The sequence below is a fragment of the Streptomyces sp. NPDC018045 genome (assembly GCF_044327445.1).
In the GTDB taxonomy this organism is placed as follows: domain Bacteria; phylum Actinomycetota; class Actinomycetes; order Streptomycetales; family Streptomycetaceae; genus Streptomyces.
Genome location: NZ_JBIRFL010000011.1, coordinates 58,995 through 73,499, shown reverse-complemented (window position 1 = coordinate 73,499; position 14,505 = coordinate 58,995). Strand labels below are relative to the sequence as shown.

10 protein-coding genes are annotated in these 14,505 nt (G+C 73.1%); 7 read left to right on the top strand and 3 right to left on the bottom strand.

The genetic code is table 11. The annotated features are described in order from the left end of the window. Nucleotides 1-497: 497 nt before the first annotated feature. From ACH4EB_RS23860 to ACH4EB_RS23835, 6 genes are all read left to right on the top strand, one after another. Nucleotides 498-4,193: a nitrate reductase subunit alpha gene (locus tag ACH4EB_RS23860; protein WP_398349592.1), complete on the top strand. Its 3,696-nt coding sequence runs from the start codon at nt 498-500 to the stop codon at nt 4,191-4,193. A 1-nt stretch (nt 4,194) separates the two neighbouring features. Continuing rightward, entirely contained in the window at nt 4,195-5,742 is a 1,548-nt protein-coding gene (gene narH / locus ACH4EB_RS23855; protein ID WP_398349591.1) for a nitrate reductase subunit beta, read from the top strand. After that, nucleotides 5,739-6,500: a nitrate reductase molybdenum cofactor assembly chaperone gene (narJ, locus tag ACH4EB_RS23850; protein WP_398349590.1), complete on the top strand. Its 762-nt coding sequence runs from the start codon at nt 5,739-5,741 to the stop codon at nt 6,498-6,500. The genes narH and narJ overlap by 4 nt, the downstream gene beginning before the upstream one ends. After that, complete coding sequence (gene narI / locus ACH4EB_RS23845; protein ID WP_398349589.1) at nt 6,497-7,285, top strand: respiratory nitrate reductase subunit gamma; 789 nt, start codon at nt 6,497-6,499, stop codon at nt 7,283-7,285. Before narJ ends, narI begins: the two co-directional genes overlap by 4 nt. 234 nt (nt 7,286-7,519) lie before the next feature. After that, entirely contained in the window at nt 7,520-8,704 is a 1,185-nt protein-coding gene (locus tag ACH4EB_RS23840; protein WP_398349718.1) for an MFS transporter, read from the top strand. Nucleotides 8,705-9,158: 454 nt separating this feature from the next. Then, nucleotides 9,159-9,896, top strand: a complete 738-nt coding sequence (locus tag ACH4EB_RS23835) for a response regulator (RefSeq protein WP_398349588.1) — start codon at nt 9,159-9,161, stop codon at nt 9,894-9,896. A 155-nt stretch (nt 9,897-10,051) separates the two neighbouring features. Here ACH4EB_RS23835 and ACH4EB_RS23830 read toward each other — a convergent pair whose 3' ends face one another. Beyond that, nucleotides 10,052-10,744 (bottom strand): CBS domain-containing protein, encoded by a 693-nt coding sequence (locus tag ACH4EB_RS23830; RefSeq protein ID WP_398349587.1) that lies wholly within the window; start codon nt 10,742-10,744, stop codon nt 10,052-10,054. A gap of 276 nt (nt 10,745-11,020) precedes the next feature. Here ACH4EB_RS23830 and ACH4EB_RS23825 point away from each other — a divergent pair, with 276 nt between their 5' ends. Next, a complete protein-coding gene (locus tag ACH4EB_RS23825) occupies nt 11,021-12,712 on the top strand; it encodes a GAF domain-containing protein (protein WP_398349717.1) in 1,692 nt (563 codons plus the stop codon). Nucleotides 12,713-12,880: 168 nt separating this feature from the next. Here ACH4EB_RS23825 and ACH4EB_RS23820 read toward each other — a convergent pair whose 3' ends face one another. Both ACH4EB_RS23820 and ACH4EB_RS23815 read right to left on the bottom strand, forming a co-directional pair. After that, nucleotides 12,881-13,414 carry a pyridoxamine 5'-phosphate oxidase family protein gene (locus ACH4EB_RS23820; RefSeq protein WP_398349586.1) on the bottom strand — a complete coding sequence of 178 codons (534 nt, stop codon included), beginning with the start codon at nt 13,412-13,414 and terminating at the stop codon, nt 12,881-12,883. A 126-nt stretch (nt 13,415-13,540) separates the two neighbouring features. Beyond that, the gene (locus tag ACH4EB_RS23815) at nt 13,541-14,410 is read right to left on the bottom strand and encodes a universal stress protein (protein WP_398349585.1); all 870 of its coding nucleotides are present in this window, start codon (nt 14,408-14,410) and stop codon (nt 13,541-13,543) included. Nucleotides 14,411-14,505: the final 95 nt, after the last annotated feature.

Sequence of the window (14,505 nt, the reverse complement as noted above, 5' to 3'; positions counted from 1 at the left end):
TGCCGGTCGCCGTCCGGCGGCCCTCCGGGGGCCCCGCGCTTCCCGGCCGCCCACTTCCCCGACGCCCGTTTCCCCCGCCCGGAGCGGCCGAATACGACTCTGCCGATCGCCTGCTTCATGCCGGCCTCCTGTCGGACGGCGACGAGAGGAGCTGATGGGCCACTGCGGCAGTGTGAGGTGCCAACTGCGATCCGTAGCATGCTACTTGTGGCCGGACGCGCAAGGGAAGCGGACGCGCAGGGGAAGCCGCCGCCCCCGTCCCGCGCACCGCTCGGAGGCTCGGTGCGATACGGACAGGCGCGGTACCTCCTCCCCGATCCCCGATCCCCGGCACGCGGCCGAGGCGGCGCCCGCCGAGGCGGCGCCCGCCAAGGCGGGCGGTCCGCGCGCAGGGTCATTGGTCCCGTGTGGCCGAAAACATTCGGGGTCGTGTGGCCCTGGGCTCCGGGACGCTTCGCCCACCGGGACCTGGGGGAGGCCGATTTAGGTTCAGTTGTATGGAGAACGAGAAGATCAGCGGCCCGGCGGCGGCTGATGAAGAACGCGGCTGGCCGCTGGCCGGCCGGCGGCTGCTCAACCGCCGCGAGGTGAGCGGGGACGGGCGTGCCGTGTTCGGCACGGGGGACCCCCGGTGGGAGGGCTTCTACCGCGACCGCTGGTCCCACGACAAGGTCGTACGCTCCACGCACGGGGTCAACTGCACCGGATCCTGCTCCTGGATGGTCTACGTCAAGGACGGGATCATCACCTGGGAGCACCAGGCCACCGACTACCCGTCGATCGGCTCCGACTGCCCCGAGTACGAGCCGCGGGGCTGCCCGCGCGGCGCGTCGTTCTCCTGGTACACCTACTCGCCCAGCCGGGTCCGCTACCCCTACGTGCGCGGGGCGCTGCTGAAGCTGTGGCGGGAGGCGCGCCGCCGGCTCGGGGATCCGGTGGCCGCCTGGGCGGAGATCACCGGCGATCCGGCCAAGGCCCGCGCCTACAAGAAGGCCCGGGGCAAGGGCGGGCTGGTGCGCGCCGACTGGGACGAGGTGGCCGAACTGGTCGCCGCCGCCCATGTGCACACCGTCAAGACCTACGGCCCGGACCGGGTGGCCGGCTTCTCGCCCATCCCCGCGATGTCGATGGCGTCCTTCGCCGCGGGCGCCCGTTTCCTGTCGCTGATCGGCGGCACCCTGCTGTCCTTCTACGACTGGTACGCGGACCTGCCCGTTGCCTCGCCGCAGGTCTTCGGCGACCAGACGGACGTGCCGGAGGCCGCCGACTGGTGGAACGCCGGGTATCTGATCATGTGGGGGTCCAACATCCCCGTCACCCGGACCCCGGACGCCCACTTCCTGACCGAGACCCGCTACAACGGCACCAAGGTCGTCGCCGTCAGCCCCGACTACGCCGACAACGTCAAGCACGCCGACGAGTGGCTGGCCCCGCACCCGGGCACGGACGGCGCCCTGGCGATGGCGATGGGCCATGTCATCCTGCGCGAATTCCTCGTGGACCGTGCCACGCCCTACTTCGAGAACTACCTGCGCCGGTTCACCGACGCCCCGTTCCTGGTGACGCTGCGCGAGCGGGACGGCGACCTGGTGCCGGACCGCTTCCTGACCGCGGCCGACCTCGGCGACACCGGCGAGAACGCGCGCTTCAAGACCGTCCTCGTCGACCGCGCCGACGGCGAACCGGTGGTCCCCAACGGGTCGCTCGGCTTCCGCTGGGGTGAGGAGGGCAAGGGCCGATGGAACCTGGAACTGGGCGATACCGAGCCGGAGTTGAGTCTGCTGGAGCGGGCGGAGTCCACGGCCACCGTGGCGCTGCCGCGCTTCGACGAGGGCCCCACCGAGGGCGGCGGGGTGATGGTGCGCGGCATCCCGGTCCGCCGGATCGGCGGCCGGCGCGTGACCACCGTCTTCGACCTGATGCTGGCCCAGTACGGCGTGCGCCGCCCCGGCCTGCCCGGCACCTGGCCGGCTTCCTACGAGGACGCCTCCCAGCCGTACACCCCGGCCTGGCAGGAGACGATCACCTCGGTCCCCACCGCGCAGGCGGCCCGTATCGCCCGGGAATTCGCCCGCAACGCCGAACGCACCGAGGGCCGCTCCATGATCGCCATGGGGGCCGGGACCAACCACTGGTTCCACTCCGACACCATCTACCGTGCCTTCCTGGCCCTGACCACCATGACGGGCTGCCAGGGCGTCAACGGCGGCGGCTGGGCCCACTACGTCGGCCAGGAGAAGGTCCGCCCCGTCACCGGCCTGCAACACCTCGCGTTCGCCTTCGACTGGCAGCGGCCCACCCGCCACATGGCCGGCACCTCGTACTGGTACCTGGCCACCGACCAGTGGCGCTACGAGGCGTTCGGCCCGGGCGAACTGGCCTCCCCGCTGGGCGAGGGCCGCTTCACCGGCCGCGCCACCGCCGACTGCCTGGCCCAGGCCGTCCGCATGGGCTGGACCCCCGGCCACCCCGGCTTCAACCGCAACCCGCTGGACCTGGCCGACGAGGCGGCCGCCGCGGGCCGCCCGGTGGCCGAGCACATCGTCGAGGGGCTGACGTCCGGCGCCTTGCGCTTCGCCGCGGAGGACCCGGACGACCCGGCCAACTTCCCGCGGGTGCTGACCGTGTGGCGGGCCAACCTGCTGGGCTCCTCCGGCAAGGGCAATGAGTACTTCCTGCGCCACCTCCTGGGCGCCGACGCGGCCGTCCGCTCCGAGCAGACACCGCCCGGGAAGCGGCCCCGGGACGTCGTCTGGCGCGAGGAGGCCCCCGAGGGCAAGCTCGACCTGCTCGTCGCCATGGACTTCCGGATGACCTCCACCGGCCTGTTCGCCGATGTGGTGCTGCCGGCCGCCACCTGGTACGAGAAGGACGACCTGTCCAGCACCGACATGCACCCCTTCGTGCACGCCTTCACCCCGGCCATCGCGCCGCCCTGGCAGGCACGGACCGACTACGACACCTTCCTGACCATCGCCGACCGCTTCAGCGAACTGGCCGGGGAGCACCTCGGCACCCGTACCGATGTCCTGGCCGTACCGCTCCAGCACGACACCCCGGACGAGCTGGCCCAGCCCGGCGGCATCGTCGCCGACTGGAAGGCCGGCGAGTGCCCGCCGGTCCCCGGCCGCACCATGCCCAAGCTGGTGACCGTCGAACGGGACTACGCGGCGGTGGCGGACAAGATGCGCGCCGTCGGCCCCCTCCTCGACAAGCTCGGCACCACCACGAAGGGCGTCACCGTCCACCCGGACCAGGAGCTGGAGCACCTGCGGCGCGCCAACGGGGTCCGGCGCGGCGGCGCGGCGGACGGCCGGCCGTCGCTGGCCACCGCGTCGGACATGTGCGAGGCGATCCTCGCCCTGTCCGGCACCACCAACGGGCGCCTGGCCACCGAGGGCTTCAAGGCACTGGAGGAACGGACCGGTACGGAGCTGGCGCATCTGTCCGCCGAGCGGGAGGCCGAGCGGATCACCTTCGCCGACACCCGCGTCCAGCCCCGCTCGGTGATCACGTCCTACGAGTGGTCCGGCAGCGAGACCGGCGGCCGCCGCTACTCCCCGTTCGTCATCAACGTCGAGCACCGCAAGCCCTGGCACACCCTCACCGGCCGCCAGCACTTCTTCGTCGACCACGACTGGATGGCCGAACTCGGCGAACACCTCCCGGCGTACCGGCCGCCGTTGAACACCGCCCGGCACTACGGCGACGAGCACCTGGCCGAGGACGGCCGCGCCGAGGTGACGGTCCGCTACCTCACCCCGCACTCCAAGTGGTCCATCCACTCCGAATACCAGGACAACGCATACATGCTCGCCCTGTCCCGGGGCGGGCCGGTGATCTGGATGAGCACCGCCGACGCCGAGAAGATCGGCGTCAAGGACAACGAGTGGATCGAGGCGTACAACCGCAACGGTGTCGTCGTGGCCCGCGCGGTGGTCACCCACCGGATGCCCGAGGGCACGGTGTACATGTACCACGCCAAGGACCGCACGGTGAACGTGCCGAAGACCGAGGTGAGCGGCAAACGCGGCGGAATGCACAACTCCCTGACCCGGCTGCTGCTCAAGCCCTCGCACCTGGCCGGCGGCTACGCCCAGTTCACCTACGCCTTCAACTACTACGGGCCCACCGGCAACCAGCGCGACGAGGTCACCGTGCTCCGCCGCCGCTCCCAGGATGTGGAGTACTGACATGCGCGTCATGGCCCAAGTGGCGATGGTGATGAACCTCGACAAGTGCATCGGCTGCCACACCTGCTCCGTCACCTGCAAGCAGACCTGGACCAACCGCGGCGGCGTGGAGTACGCCTGGTTCAACAACGTCGAGACCAAGCCCGGCGTCGGCTACCCCCGCCGCTACGAGGACCAGCGGCAGTGGAAGGGCGGCTGGGCGCTGGACCGGCGCGGGCGCCTGGTACTGCGCTCCGGTGGCCGCCTCAAGCGCCTGGCCTCCCTGTTCTCCAACCCCGGCCTGCCGGCCATCGAGGACTACTACGAGCCGGTCACCTACGACTACGACAACCTCGTCAGCGCCCCGGCCGGCCAGGACGTACCCGTCGCCCGCCCTCGCTCGGTGCTCACCGGGAAGCCGACCGCCATCACCTGGGGCGCCAACTGGGAGGACGGCCTGGGCGGCGCCGCCGAGACGGCGGCCGGCGATCCCAACCTGAGCGGGGACCTGGCCGAGCGGGTGAAGTTCGAGTTCGAGCAGACCTTCCTGTTCCACCTGCCGCGGCTGTGCGAGCACTGCCTCAACCCGGCCTGTGTCGCCGCCTGCCCGTCCGGGGCGATGTACAAGCGGGCCGAGGACGGCATCGTCCTGGTCGACCAGGACCGCTGCCGTGGCTGGCGCATGTGCGTCACCGCCTGCCCGTACAAGAAGGTCTACGTCAACCACGCCACCGGCAAGGCCGAGAAGTGCACCTTCTGCTTCCCGCGCGTCGAGGCCGGACAGCCCACCGTCTGTTCCGAGACCTGCGTAGGGCGCCTGCGCTACCTCGGCCTGGTCCTCTACGACGCCGAACGGGTCGGCGAGGCCGCCGCCGTGGCGGACGAGCGGGACCTGCTCGACGCCCAACGGGACAGCTTCCTCGACCCCGCCGACCCCGAAGTCCGCGCGGCCGCCCGGCGGTCCGGCATCCCCGAGGACTGGCTCGACGCCGCCCGCCGCTCACCCGTACGCACCCTGATCAGCGAGTTCAAGGTGGCCCTGCCGCTGCACCCGGAATACCGCACCCTGCCCATGGTCTGGTACGTGCCGCCGCTGTCCCCGGTCCTGGACGCCGTCGGCGACGCGGGCGGCAACGCCGAGGACCCCGACCACGTCTTCGCCGCCGTCACCCGCCTGCGCATCCCGCTGGACTACCTGGCCAACCTCTTCGCAGCCGGGGACACCGACGTCGTCGCCGGGGTGCTGATGAAACTGACCGCACTGCGCAGCCACATGCGGCAGCGCACCCTCGGCGAGCAGGGCGATGAACGTGCCCTCAAGGCCGTGGGACTGACGGCCGCGCAAGCCGGGGACCTGCACCGGCTGCTGGCCGTCGCCAAGTACACGGACCGGTACGTCGTCCCCGCCGCCCACCGGGAGGACGCCGCCGCGCTCGGCGCGCTCGAAAACCGCTGCCCGGTGGAGAGTGCCGACGCCCCGTCCGGCACGGGCCGAAAGGTCATGCTCGGCATCCCCGCCCTGCGGCGACGGACCGCCGCCTCCGACACCTTCGCTGGAGAGACCACATGAGCGCCCTGCGCACGCGCATCCGCCCGGCGGCCGGGCGCCGGGCCCGCCCCGGCCCCGAAGAGGCCGCACAGCGCGCGCTCCTGCTACGTTTGCTGTCGCTCCTGTTGCAGTATCCGGACGCCGAACTCGCCGCCGAGCGCCCTGCGTTGTCCGAGGCGGTGAACGCGCTGCCGCCCTCGCCCGCCGCCGAGGAACTGGCCTCCTTCACCGCCTGGTTCGCGGCCCAGCCGGCCGAGGCGCTGGAAAGCCATTACGTGGAGGTCTTCGACCTGCGCCGCAAGAGCAGCCTCTACCTCACCTACTACCTGCACGGCGACACCCGCCGACGGGGCATGGCCCTGCTCACCCTCGCCCAGACCTACCGGGCCGCCGGGTGGAGCGCCGACAACGGCGAACTCCCCGACCATCTGCCCGTCGTCCTGGAATTCGCCGCGCTGGCCGGGCCGCGCACCGGAGAGGCGCCACTGCGCAGGCACCGGAGCGGCCTGGCCCTCATCCACCACGCCCTGTCGGACGCGGGATCCCCGTACGCCGGAGTGCTGGCGGCGCTGCTGTCCCTGTTGCCGCCGGCCGGCGCCGCCGACCTGGAGGCGGTGGCGAAACTGGCGGCCGAAGGGCCGCCGGCCGAGGACGTCGGCCTCGACCCGTACAGCGGGACCGGCTTCGCCCCGCCCGGCACGTTCGTACCACCCCCGCCCGCACAGCCGACCTTGCTGCCCCCGCTGACCGGACCCACGGATGCGGAGACCCGCCGATGAGCGCCTCCACCAGCTCCCTCACCGCGACCACCGGCACCGACCTGCTGTTGTGGGTCGCCGTGCCCTACATCTGCCTGGCCGTCTTCGTCGTCGGACACGTCTGGCGCTACCGCAAGGACCAGTTCGGCTGGACCAGCCGTACCAGCCAACTCCTGGAACACCGCTGGCTGCGCTGGGGCAGTCCACTGTTCCACCTCGGCGCGTTCGCCGTGCTCGGCGGACACGTCGTGGGCCTGGCCGTCCCCGCGTCCTGGACCACGGCGCTGGGCATCGGCGAGCACACTTACCACACGGTGGCGGTGGCCCTCGGCTCGGTGGCCGGTGCGGCCATGGTGGTGGGACTGGGCCTGCTCAGCGCCCGCCGCCTGCTCGCCCCACGCATCCGCACCAGGACCGGCCCCGGCGACAAAGTGCTCTTCCCCCTGCTGGCCGCCACCGTGGCGCTGGGCGTCGCCGCCACCGTCGTCCACAACATCGCCGGAGGCGGGTACGACTACCGCTCCACCGTCTCGCTCTGGTTCCGCGGACTGTTCCTGCTGCAACCGCGGCCCGAGACCATCTCCGGCGCGCCCCTGCTGTTCCAGTTGCACGCCCTGACCGCGTGCCTGCTCTTCGCGGCCTGGCCCTTCACCCGCCTCGTCCACGTGTGGAGCGCGCCCATCGGCTATCTGCGCCGCCCGTACCTGGTCTACCGCCGGAAGACGACCGCTCCGGCGTACGGCCGGCACCCTGGCGCCCCCGCGCGCGCCCGGCGTGAACCGACCGGCCCGAAGGCGCCCCGGTAGGGCGGGCGCCGCGCCCGAGGGCGCGGGACGACACATGGCCCGTCCCCGGCGGGCGGGTCCGATGAAGCTGAACGACGGGAGCCGCGTGACGGTGGTGGGACGAGGTGTCCCGCACCGGACGGCTTCCGGAACGCATCCAACGAGAGGTACCCGATGTGCCCGCTTGAGAAAACCGCCGCCGCAGTGCCATCGAGGGCAGCGGGCCACACCTCCCCGGTCGGCCGCCCGTGGACGATGCTCACGCTGGCCACACTGGGCTTCGCCGTCAATTTCTGGGCCTGGGCCCTGCTCAGCCCGCTGGGCCCGCGCTTCAAGGAGACCCTGGCACTCAGCTCGTTCGAGCAGTCCCTGCTGGTGGCGGTGCCGGTCGTGGTGGGATCGCTCGGGCGGATCCCGGTGGGGGCGCTGACCGACCGGTTCGGCGGCCGCGTGATGTTCCCCCTGGTGTCCGTCGCGACGATCGTACCGGTGCTCTGCCTGGGCCTGTTCGGGCACTCTTCGCTGATCGCCCTGCTGGTTGGCGGGTTCTTCCTGGGCATCGGGGGCACGGCCTTCGCCGTCGGCGTGCCGTTCGTCAGCGGCTGGTTCCCGCCGGAGCGGCGCGGGCTGGCGATCGGCGTCTTCGGCGCCGGCATGGGCGGCACCGCCATCAGCGCGCTGACGACCGTCAAGCTGGTCGACGCGTACGGCATGGCCAACCCGTTCCTGATCAGCGCCGGAGCGCTCGGCGGCCACGCCGTGCTGGCCGCCGTGCTGCTGCGGGACGCGCCCGGCCGCACCGTACCGGGCGAACCGCTGGCCCGCCGCCTGGCCGACACCGCACGGCTGCCCGTCACCTGGCAGGCATCGGCCCTGTACGCCGTGGCGTTCGGCGGCTACGTCGCCTTCTCGGTCTACCTGCCGACCTACCTGAAGACCGGCTACGGACTGGGCCAGGCCGACGCCGCCGACCGGATGGCCGGCTTCGTCCTGCTGGCGGTGGCCATGCGCCCGATCGGCGGGTGGCTGTCGGACCGGGTGGGGCCGGTCCGCGTGCTCGCCGGGTCCCTGGCGGTCGTCGTCGTGGGCGCCGCCGTACAGTCGGCGGCCCCGCCGCTCGCCCCGGTGGGCACCGTCGCCTTCCTGGCCATGGCCGCCGCGCTCGGCGCGGGCAGCGGTGCCACCTTCGCGCTGGTGGCTCTCCTGGCACCGGCGAGCAAGGTCGGCTCGGTCACCGGCGTGGTCGGCGCCGCGGGCGGCCTGGGAGGATTCATCCCGCCGCTGGTGATGGGCGCCCTCTTCAGCGCCTCGGGAAGCTTCGCCCTGGGCCTGCTCCTGCTGGCCCTGGTCGCGGCCGCCGCCCTGGCCTTCACCCTCACCGGGGTCCGGCGGGCCGCTGCCGGTACCGGCACCCCTGCGGACAGTGCGCGCCCGGCCTGAACCGCACCGGCAGCACACCACCTCGACGGCGGAACCGGCCCGGAAGAACTCCGCCGGCTCGGCGAGGGCGCTCCTGAGGCGTCCTCAGAAACTGAGGCGTCCTCACAAAGGCAACGGCCCGGCGACCACCCCTGGGTGCCGCCCGGGCCTGCCGGGCCGGTCGGCTGCCGCACGACGGCGTGACGCTCGACGACGCCCCGACCGACGACGCCCCGACCGTACGAAGGTCGCACCGGCGGCATCGAGGGGCACCCCCGTGCTCATGGCGCGCCGACCGGCGTTCGCGTGGGCAGCGACCCTGTGGGACCTTCGGCACCCATGAGGGGCGCGGCACAGGGCCGTGGGCCCGGGAAGAAGGGCCGTCCGGCCCTGGCTCTTCGGCCCTGGCGTGTTGCAGGCTGCACCTGGCGCCGCCTACGGGGGCGGGCCGCTTCAGGAGCATCGGAGCTGCGTGATGACGGAAAACCCGGCCGACGCCCGGACGAAGGCACCGGTCAGCGTCTTCCTGCTCGACGACCACGAGGTGGTGCGCCGCGGCGTGCACGACCTCCTGGACGCCGAACCGGACCTGACCGTGGTGGGGGAGGCGAACACCGCCGAGCAGGCGCTGGTGCGGGTGCCCGCCCTGCGCCCTCAGGTGGCCATCCTGGACGTCAGGCTGCCCGACGGCGACGGGGTGAGCGTGTGCCGCGAACTGCGTTCGCGCCTACCGGACCTGGTGTGCCTGATGCTGACCTCGTTCGACGACGAGGAGGCGCTGCTGGACGCGATCATGGCGGGTGCGGCCGGGTACGTACTCAAGCAGATCACCGGTACCGACCTGGTCAACGCCGTACGGACGGTGGCCTCGGGCCAGTCGCTGCTCGACGCCGGTGCCACCGCGCGCGTCATGGCCCGGCTGCGGGGCGAGACCCGGCGGGAGGAACCGCAGCCGGGCCTGCCGGGGCTGAGCGAGCGGGAGCGGGAAATCCTGGCGCTGGTGGGCGAGGGGCTGACCAACCGGGAGATCGGCAAGCGGCTCTACCTCGCGGAGAAGACGGTCAAGAACAACATCTCCCGCCTGTTGGCCAAACTCGGTGTGGAACGCCGGGTCCAGGCCGCGGTCATCGCCACCCAGGCGCTCGCGGCCGCCCAGGGCCCCCGCACGGGCCCCGCCTCCGCGACCTCGCGGGAAGGCGGCCCGCGGCCCTGAGGGAGCCGACGGTTCCATGCGTGCGCCATGGGGCTGTCGGTCGCGGCCCGCGACCCGGCCGTGGTGCGCTCACCGCCGGCGCCGTTCTCCACGGCGCCCCGTCGCGCTGCTCCGCCGCCCCATGGCGACCGGGCGGGGCGACGGGCCGTGACGGGTCAGTCCCGCGTGCGCCGTAAGGGCTCTCCGTGCGGGGCGCCGTCGTCGCCCGCGCGCGGGACGAGGCGGTTGACCACGCCCACCACTCCGTCCACCCGCCAGGTCGAGCCGATCGCGGCCGGGATGTCGTCCTCGTGCGCGAGCGTTCCCCGCAGGGTCACGAGGCCGTCCCGTACCGAGACCCGTACCTCGTCCGGCAGCACGACCAGGACACTGCTCAGCTCGCCGGCCACTTCCGCGCGGATCTGCTCGTCCGGCCGCAGGAAGACCCGCAGCAGGTCCCGGCGGGTGGTGATGCCGATGAGACGGTCCTCCTCGTCCACGACGGGCAGCCGGTCGACGTGCCGGCGCTGCATGAGGCGCGCGGCGTCCACGACTCGGTGCTCCGGGTGCACGGTGACCGCCGGTGTCGTCATCACCTCACCCGCGGTCGTGCCCCCGGCGGCACCGGTGCCGGCCGGACGGCGCGGTGCGGGGCGGGGTGGCCGCCAGAGGGGAGCGGCCCGGTCGCCGGCGGGCGTGGCCAGGTCCGTGCGGGAGACGACCCCCATGACCTTGTCGTCGCCGTCCACCACCGGCAGGCCGCTGATCCGGTGGACGTCGAGCAGCCGGGCCAGTTCCTTGGCCGGGGTGTCCGGACGGGCCTGTACGACCTCCCAGGTCATCACCTCGGCCACGGTGCGGTCTTGCACGGCGATACCTCCCTCCCGTCGGTGCCTCACGGACCCGGCCCACGGGCCGGCCCCTTCTCCCCGCCGACCGAGTCTCCCCGGAGGCGGGGCCAGGGAGGCAGGGCCCATCCGCCTTTGTCCGAGGGCCACTCGCCCCCGATGCGCCCCGCGCACGCCTCGGACGGCGGCGGGCGGCCGTCAGGGCCGATGGCAGTGTTCGAACAGAGATACGCTGATCAGGTACGGCGGGCGACCGAAGAAGGAGGACCGGTGGGCACGCAGGAGTCGCTGTCGCGGATGCCTCAGATGCGACTGGACGAGTTGCTGGAGGAACTGCAGGCACGCATCGACGCGGCGCGCGGCACCCGGGACCGGGTGCACAGCCTCCTGGAGGCGGTGGTCTCGGTGGGGCGGGAACTGGACCTGCCCCAAGTGCTCCGGCGCATCGTCGAGGCGGCCGCGCTGCTCGTCGACGCGGAGTACGCGGCGCTGGGCGTGATCGGCCCGGACGGCAAGCGGCTGTCGCAGTTCCTCACCGTCGGCCTGACCCCCGAGGAGATCGCCGCGATCGGGCCGCTGCCGGCCGGACACGGCCTGTTGGGCGAACTGATCCGCCACCCCGAGCCGTTGCGGCTCACCGACCTCGGCACCCACCCGTCGTCGTACGGTTTTCCCGCCCACCACCCGCCGATGCGCACGTTCCTGGGGGTACCGATCCGGGTGCGCGACGAGGTCTTCGGCAACCTCTACCTGACCGACAAGCGCGACGGGCTCGACTTCGACGCGGAGGACGAGTCGGTGATCTCCACCCTGTCGGTCGCCGCCGGCGTGGCGATCGACAACGCCCGGCTCTACGAGGGGGCCCAGCGTCAGCAGCGCTGGCTGAAGGCGGGCGCGGAGATCACCAACAGTCTGTTCTCCGGCATGCCGCGCCTGGAGGTCCTGGAGCTGATCGCCCGCCGGGCACAGGACATCACCCGGGCCCGGCTCGCGGACGTCTGTGTCCCCATGCACGACACCGGTGACCTGCTCGTCGAACTGGCCCTCGGCGGGCACGGCGAGCAGCGCCGCGGCCTGGTGGTACCGGTCGAGGGCACACTGTCCGGCGCCGCCCTGAAGTCCGCGGGGCCGGTCACCACGACCGCCCTGGCGGGCGACGAACGCTACGCCGCCGGGCCCCGGCGGTTCGACGGCCTGGGCCCGGCGGTGGCCGTGCCGCTGGACAGCGAGGGCGGCAGCGCCCGGGGCGTGCTCCTGCTGGCGCGCGCCGAGGGGGAGGCGGTGTTCACCGAAGGGGAGCTGGAACCGCTGCACGCGTTCGCCGGGCAGGCCGCCCTCGCCCTGGAACTGGCCGAGCGCCGGCGTGACGCCGAACAGCTCGCCCTGCTGGAGGACCGCGACCGGATCGCCCGCGACCTGCACGACCTGGCCATCCAGCGGCTGTTCGCCACCGGTATGACGCTGCAGAGCGCCGCCCGGCTGGTCGAGCACGCCGGCGCGGCGGAGCGGGTCACCCGGGCGGTGGGCGACCTGGACGAGACCATCAAGATCATCCGGTCGACGATCTTCGGACTGAGGGTCAGGGAGGGGGACGCCGGACCCAGCCTGCGGGCCCGCGTGGCACGTGCCGTGGGGGAGGCCGGTACGGCCCTGGGTTTCCCGCCCCGGCTGAGCATGGAAGGCCTGCTGGACACGGACGTGCCGGTCCAGGTCGCCGACCACATCACGGCGGCCCTCACCGAACTGCTGAGCAACGCGGCCCGGCACGCGCACGCGACCCGGGTCGAGGTGGCGCTCCAGGCCACCGGCGACGAGGTCGTGCTGACCGTGACGGACAACGGCCGGGGCATCCCGCTCACCGGACGGCGCAGCGGCCTGGGCAACCTGGCCGAACGGGCGGAGCGGGTGGGCGGCACCATGGAGATCCACACGCCCGCCGACGGCGGCAGCCGGATCGTGTGGCGGGCCCCCTTGGCGCCGGGCGCGTGAGAGCCTGTGTCACAACCCCGGCCGGGCGCCCGCCGCGGCCGGGGTTGTGACACAGGCTCTGACCGGCCGCCCGGCCTGACAATTCCCGGGCGCGGCGGGCGGGCCCGGAGGCGTCAGGCCCGGACCCGTGTCATCTGCCGCGACACCGGCCGGCGTACGGCACGACGCTCACCAGCCCGCCGCCGGCAGCCGGGAACCCGACGGCCTCGCCTCGCCGCCCGCGGCGGCCGCCGCGACCGCGGGCTGCGCCACCAGCCGGAAACCTGTGACCAGGTCCGGCTGAATGCGCAGGACACCGTTCATGGTCTGCGCCACCCACGGCCGCAGCAGGTCCCCGTAACGGGCCACCTGTACGGGGTCGGCCACCAGCCGGGCGTATCCGGTGACGATGACGCTCCAGCCCAGGTGGCTGAGCGGGTCGATGGCATCGGCTTCGTAGGCGACCACGAGACCCGCCTCACCCGCGGGTGGCGCGATCGAGGTGAGGGTCGCCCCGTCGTTGAGCCGGACGACGATGTCCTCCCCGTCGAGGAGATGGTTGACGGGACGGATGGCCGGCAGGGCATTCTGCGTGAACACGAGCCGGCCGAGCGGAACGCTGCCCAGCAGCCGCAGCGATTCGTCCCGGGAGAGCTGCTGCAACCCCCGGGGAGCCACCGGCTCACGGCATTCCTCGACCTGTTGTGCGTCTTCGTCGTTCATCCTGCACACTCTCTGCTCCGGCGGCGCTCGTCCGGGCACTCGTTGCCTGCCCGCCAGCCTTCCCGAAGCAGACCGTCGACGACAGGGCCGAACGGGCCCTGATGCCGCCCCTGATGCGGGCGGCTCTCACGGGTGGGGCACCACGGCCACCGGGCACGGCGCGTGGTGCAGCGCCGCGTGCGCGACCGCGCCGACCTTCCTGAGGTCGTGACGGCCCGGGGTGCGGCGGCCCACCACCAGGAGCGCGGCCCGTGCGCTGCCGGCCAGCAGGACCTGTCCCGCACCACCCAACTCGACGTGTTCGACGACCTCCACCTGAGGGAAACGCTCCCGCCACGGCCGTACGGCGTCGGCCAGCCGCCGGCGCTCCAGCGGTTCCAGCCCACCGGCGTCGTCGGCCACCCGCATGGCTTCGCCGCCCCACACCAGTACCGGCGGGATGTTCCAGGCCCGCACCGCCCGCAGGCTCATCCCTTGGGCCGCGGCCGCGGCGAAGGCGAACTCCAGCACCGTGTCGCTCTCCCGTACGTCCTGCACCCCCACCACCACTTCGTCACGCGGCTGCTCCGTCTCGTCGTGGCGCGGGCCGCGTACCAGGACGACGGGGTTGGCCGCCTGCCGCAGCACCTGTAGCCCCACGGAGCCGAGCAGGTAGCCGACCAGCGCCCCGTGCCCGCGCGAGCCCAGGACCAGCAGGTCCGCCGCGGCCGCCTCGGCGATCAGGGCCGGAACGGTCTCGGCCGCCAGGATCTCCTGGGTGACGGACAGCCCGGGAAAGCCCTCGGCCACCCGGTCCGCCGCCTCCCGCAACACGCCCATGGCCCAGCGGCGCTGCACCTCCTCGTCCGCCGCGACGGGCACGTCCAAGGGACGCCACACCCACGCGTGCACCATCCGCAGGCGCGCCCCGCGCCGGGCGGCCTCGGCGGCGGCCCAGTCGACGGCGGCGAGGCTGTGATCGGTTCCGTCCAGTCCGACGGTGACGATGCCAGACATACGAACCTCCAGGCAGGCACGGGAAAACGGTTGGCCCCCATGCTCCGCGCACGGCGGTCACCGCGGGGACGACCCCAAGGTCCCGCACCCGGGGA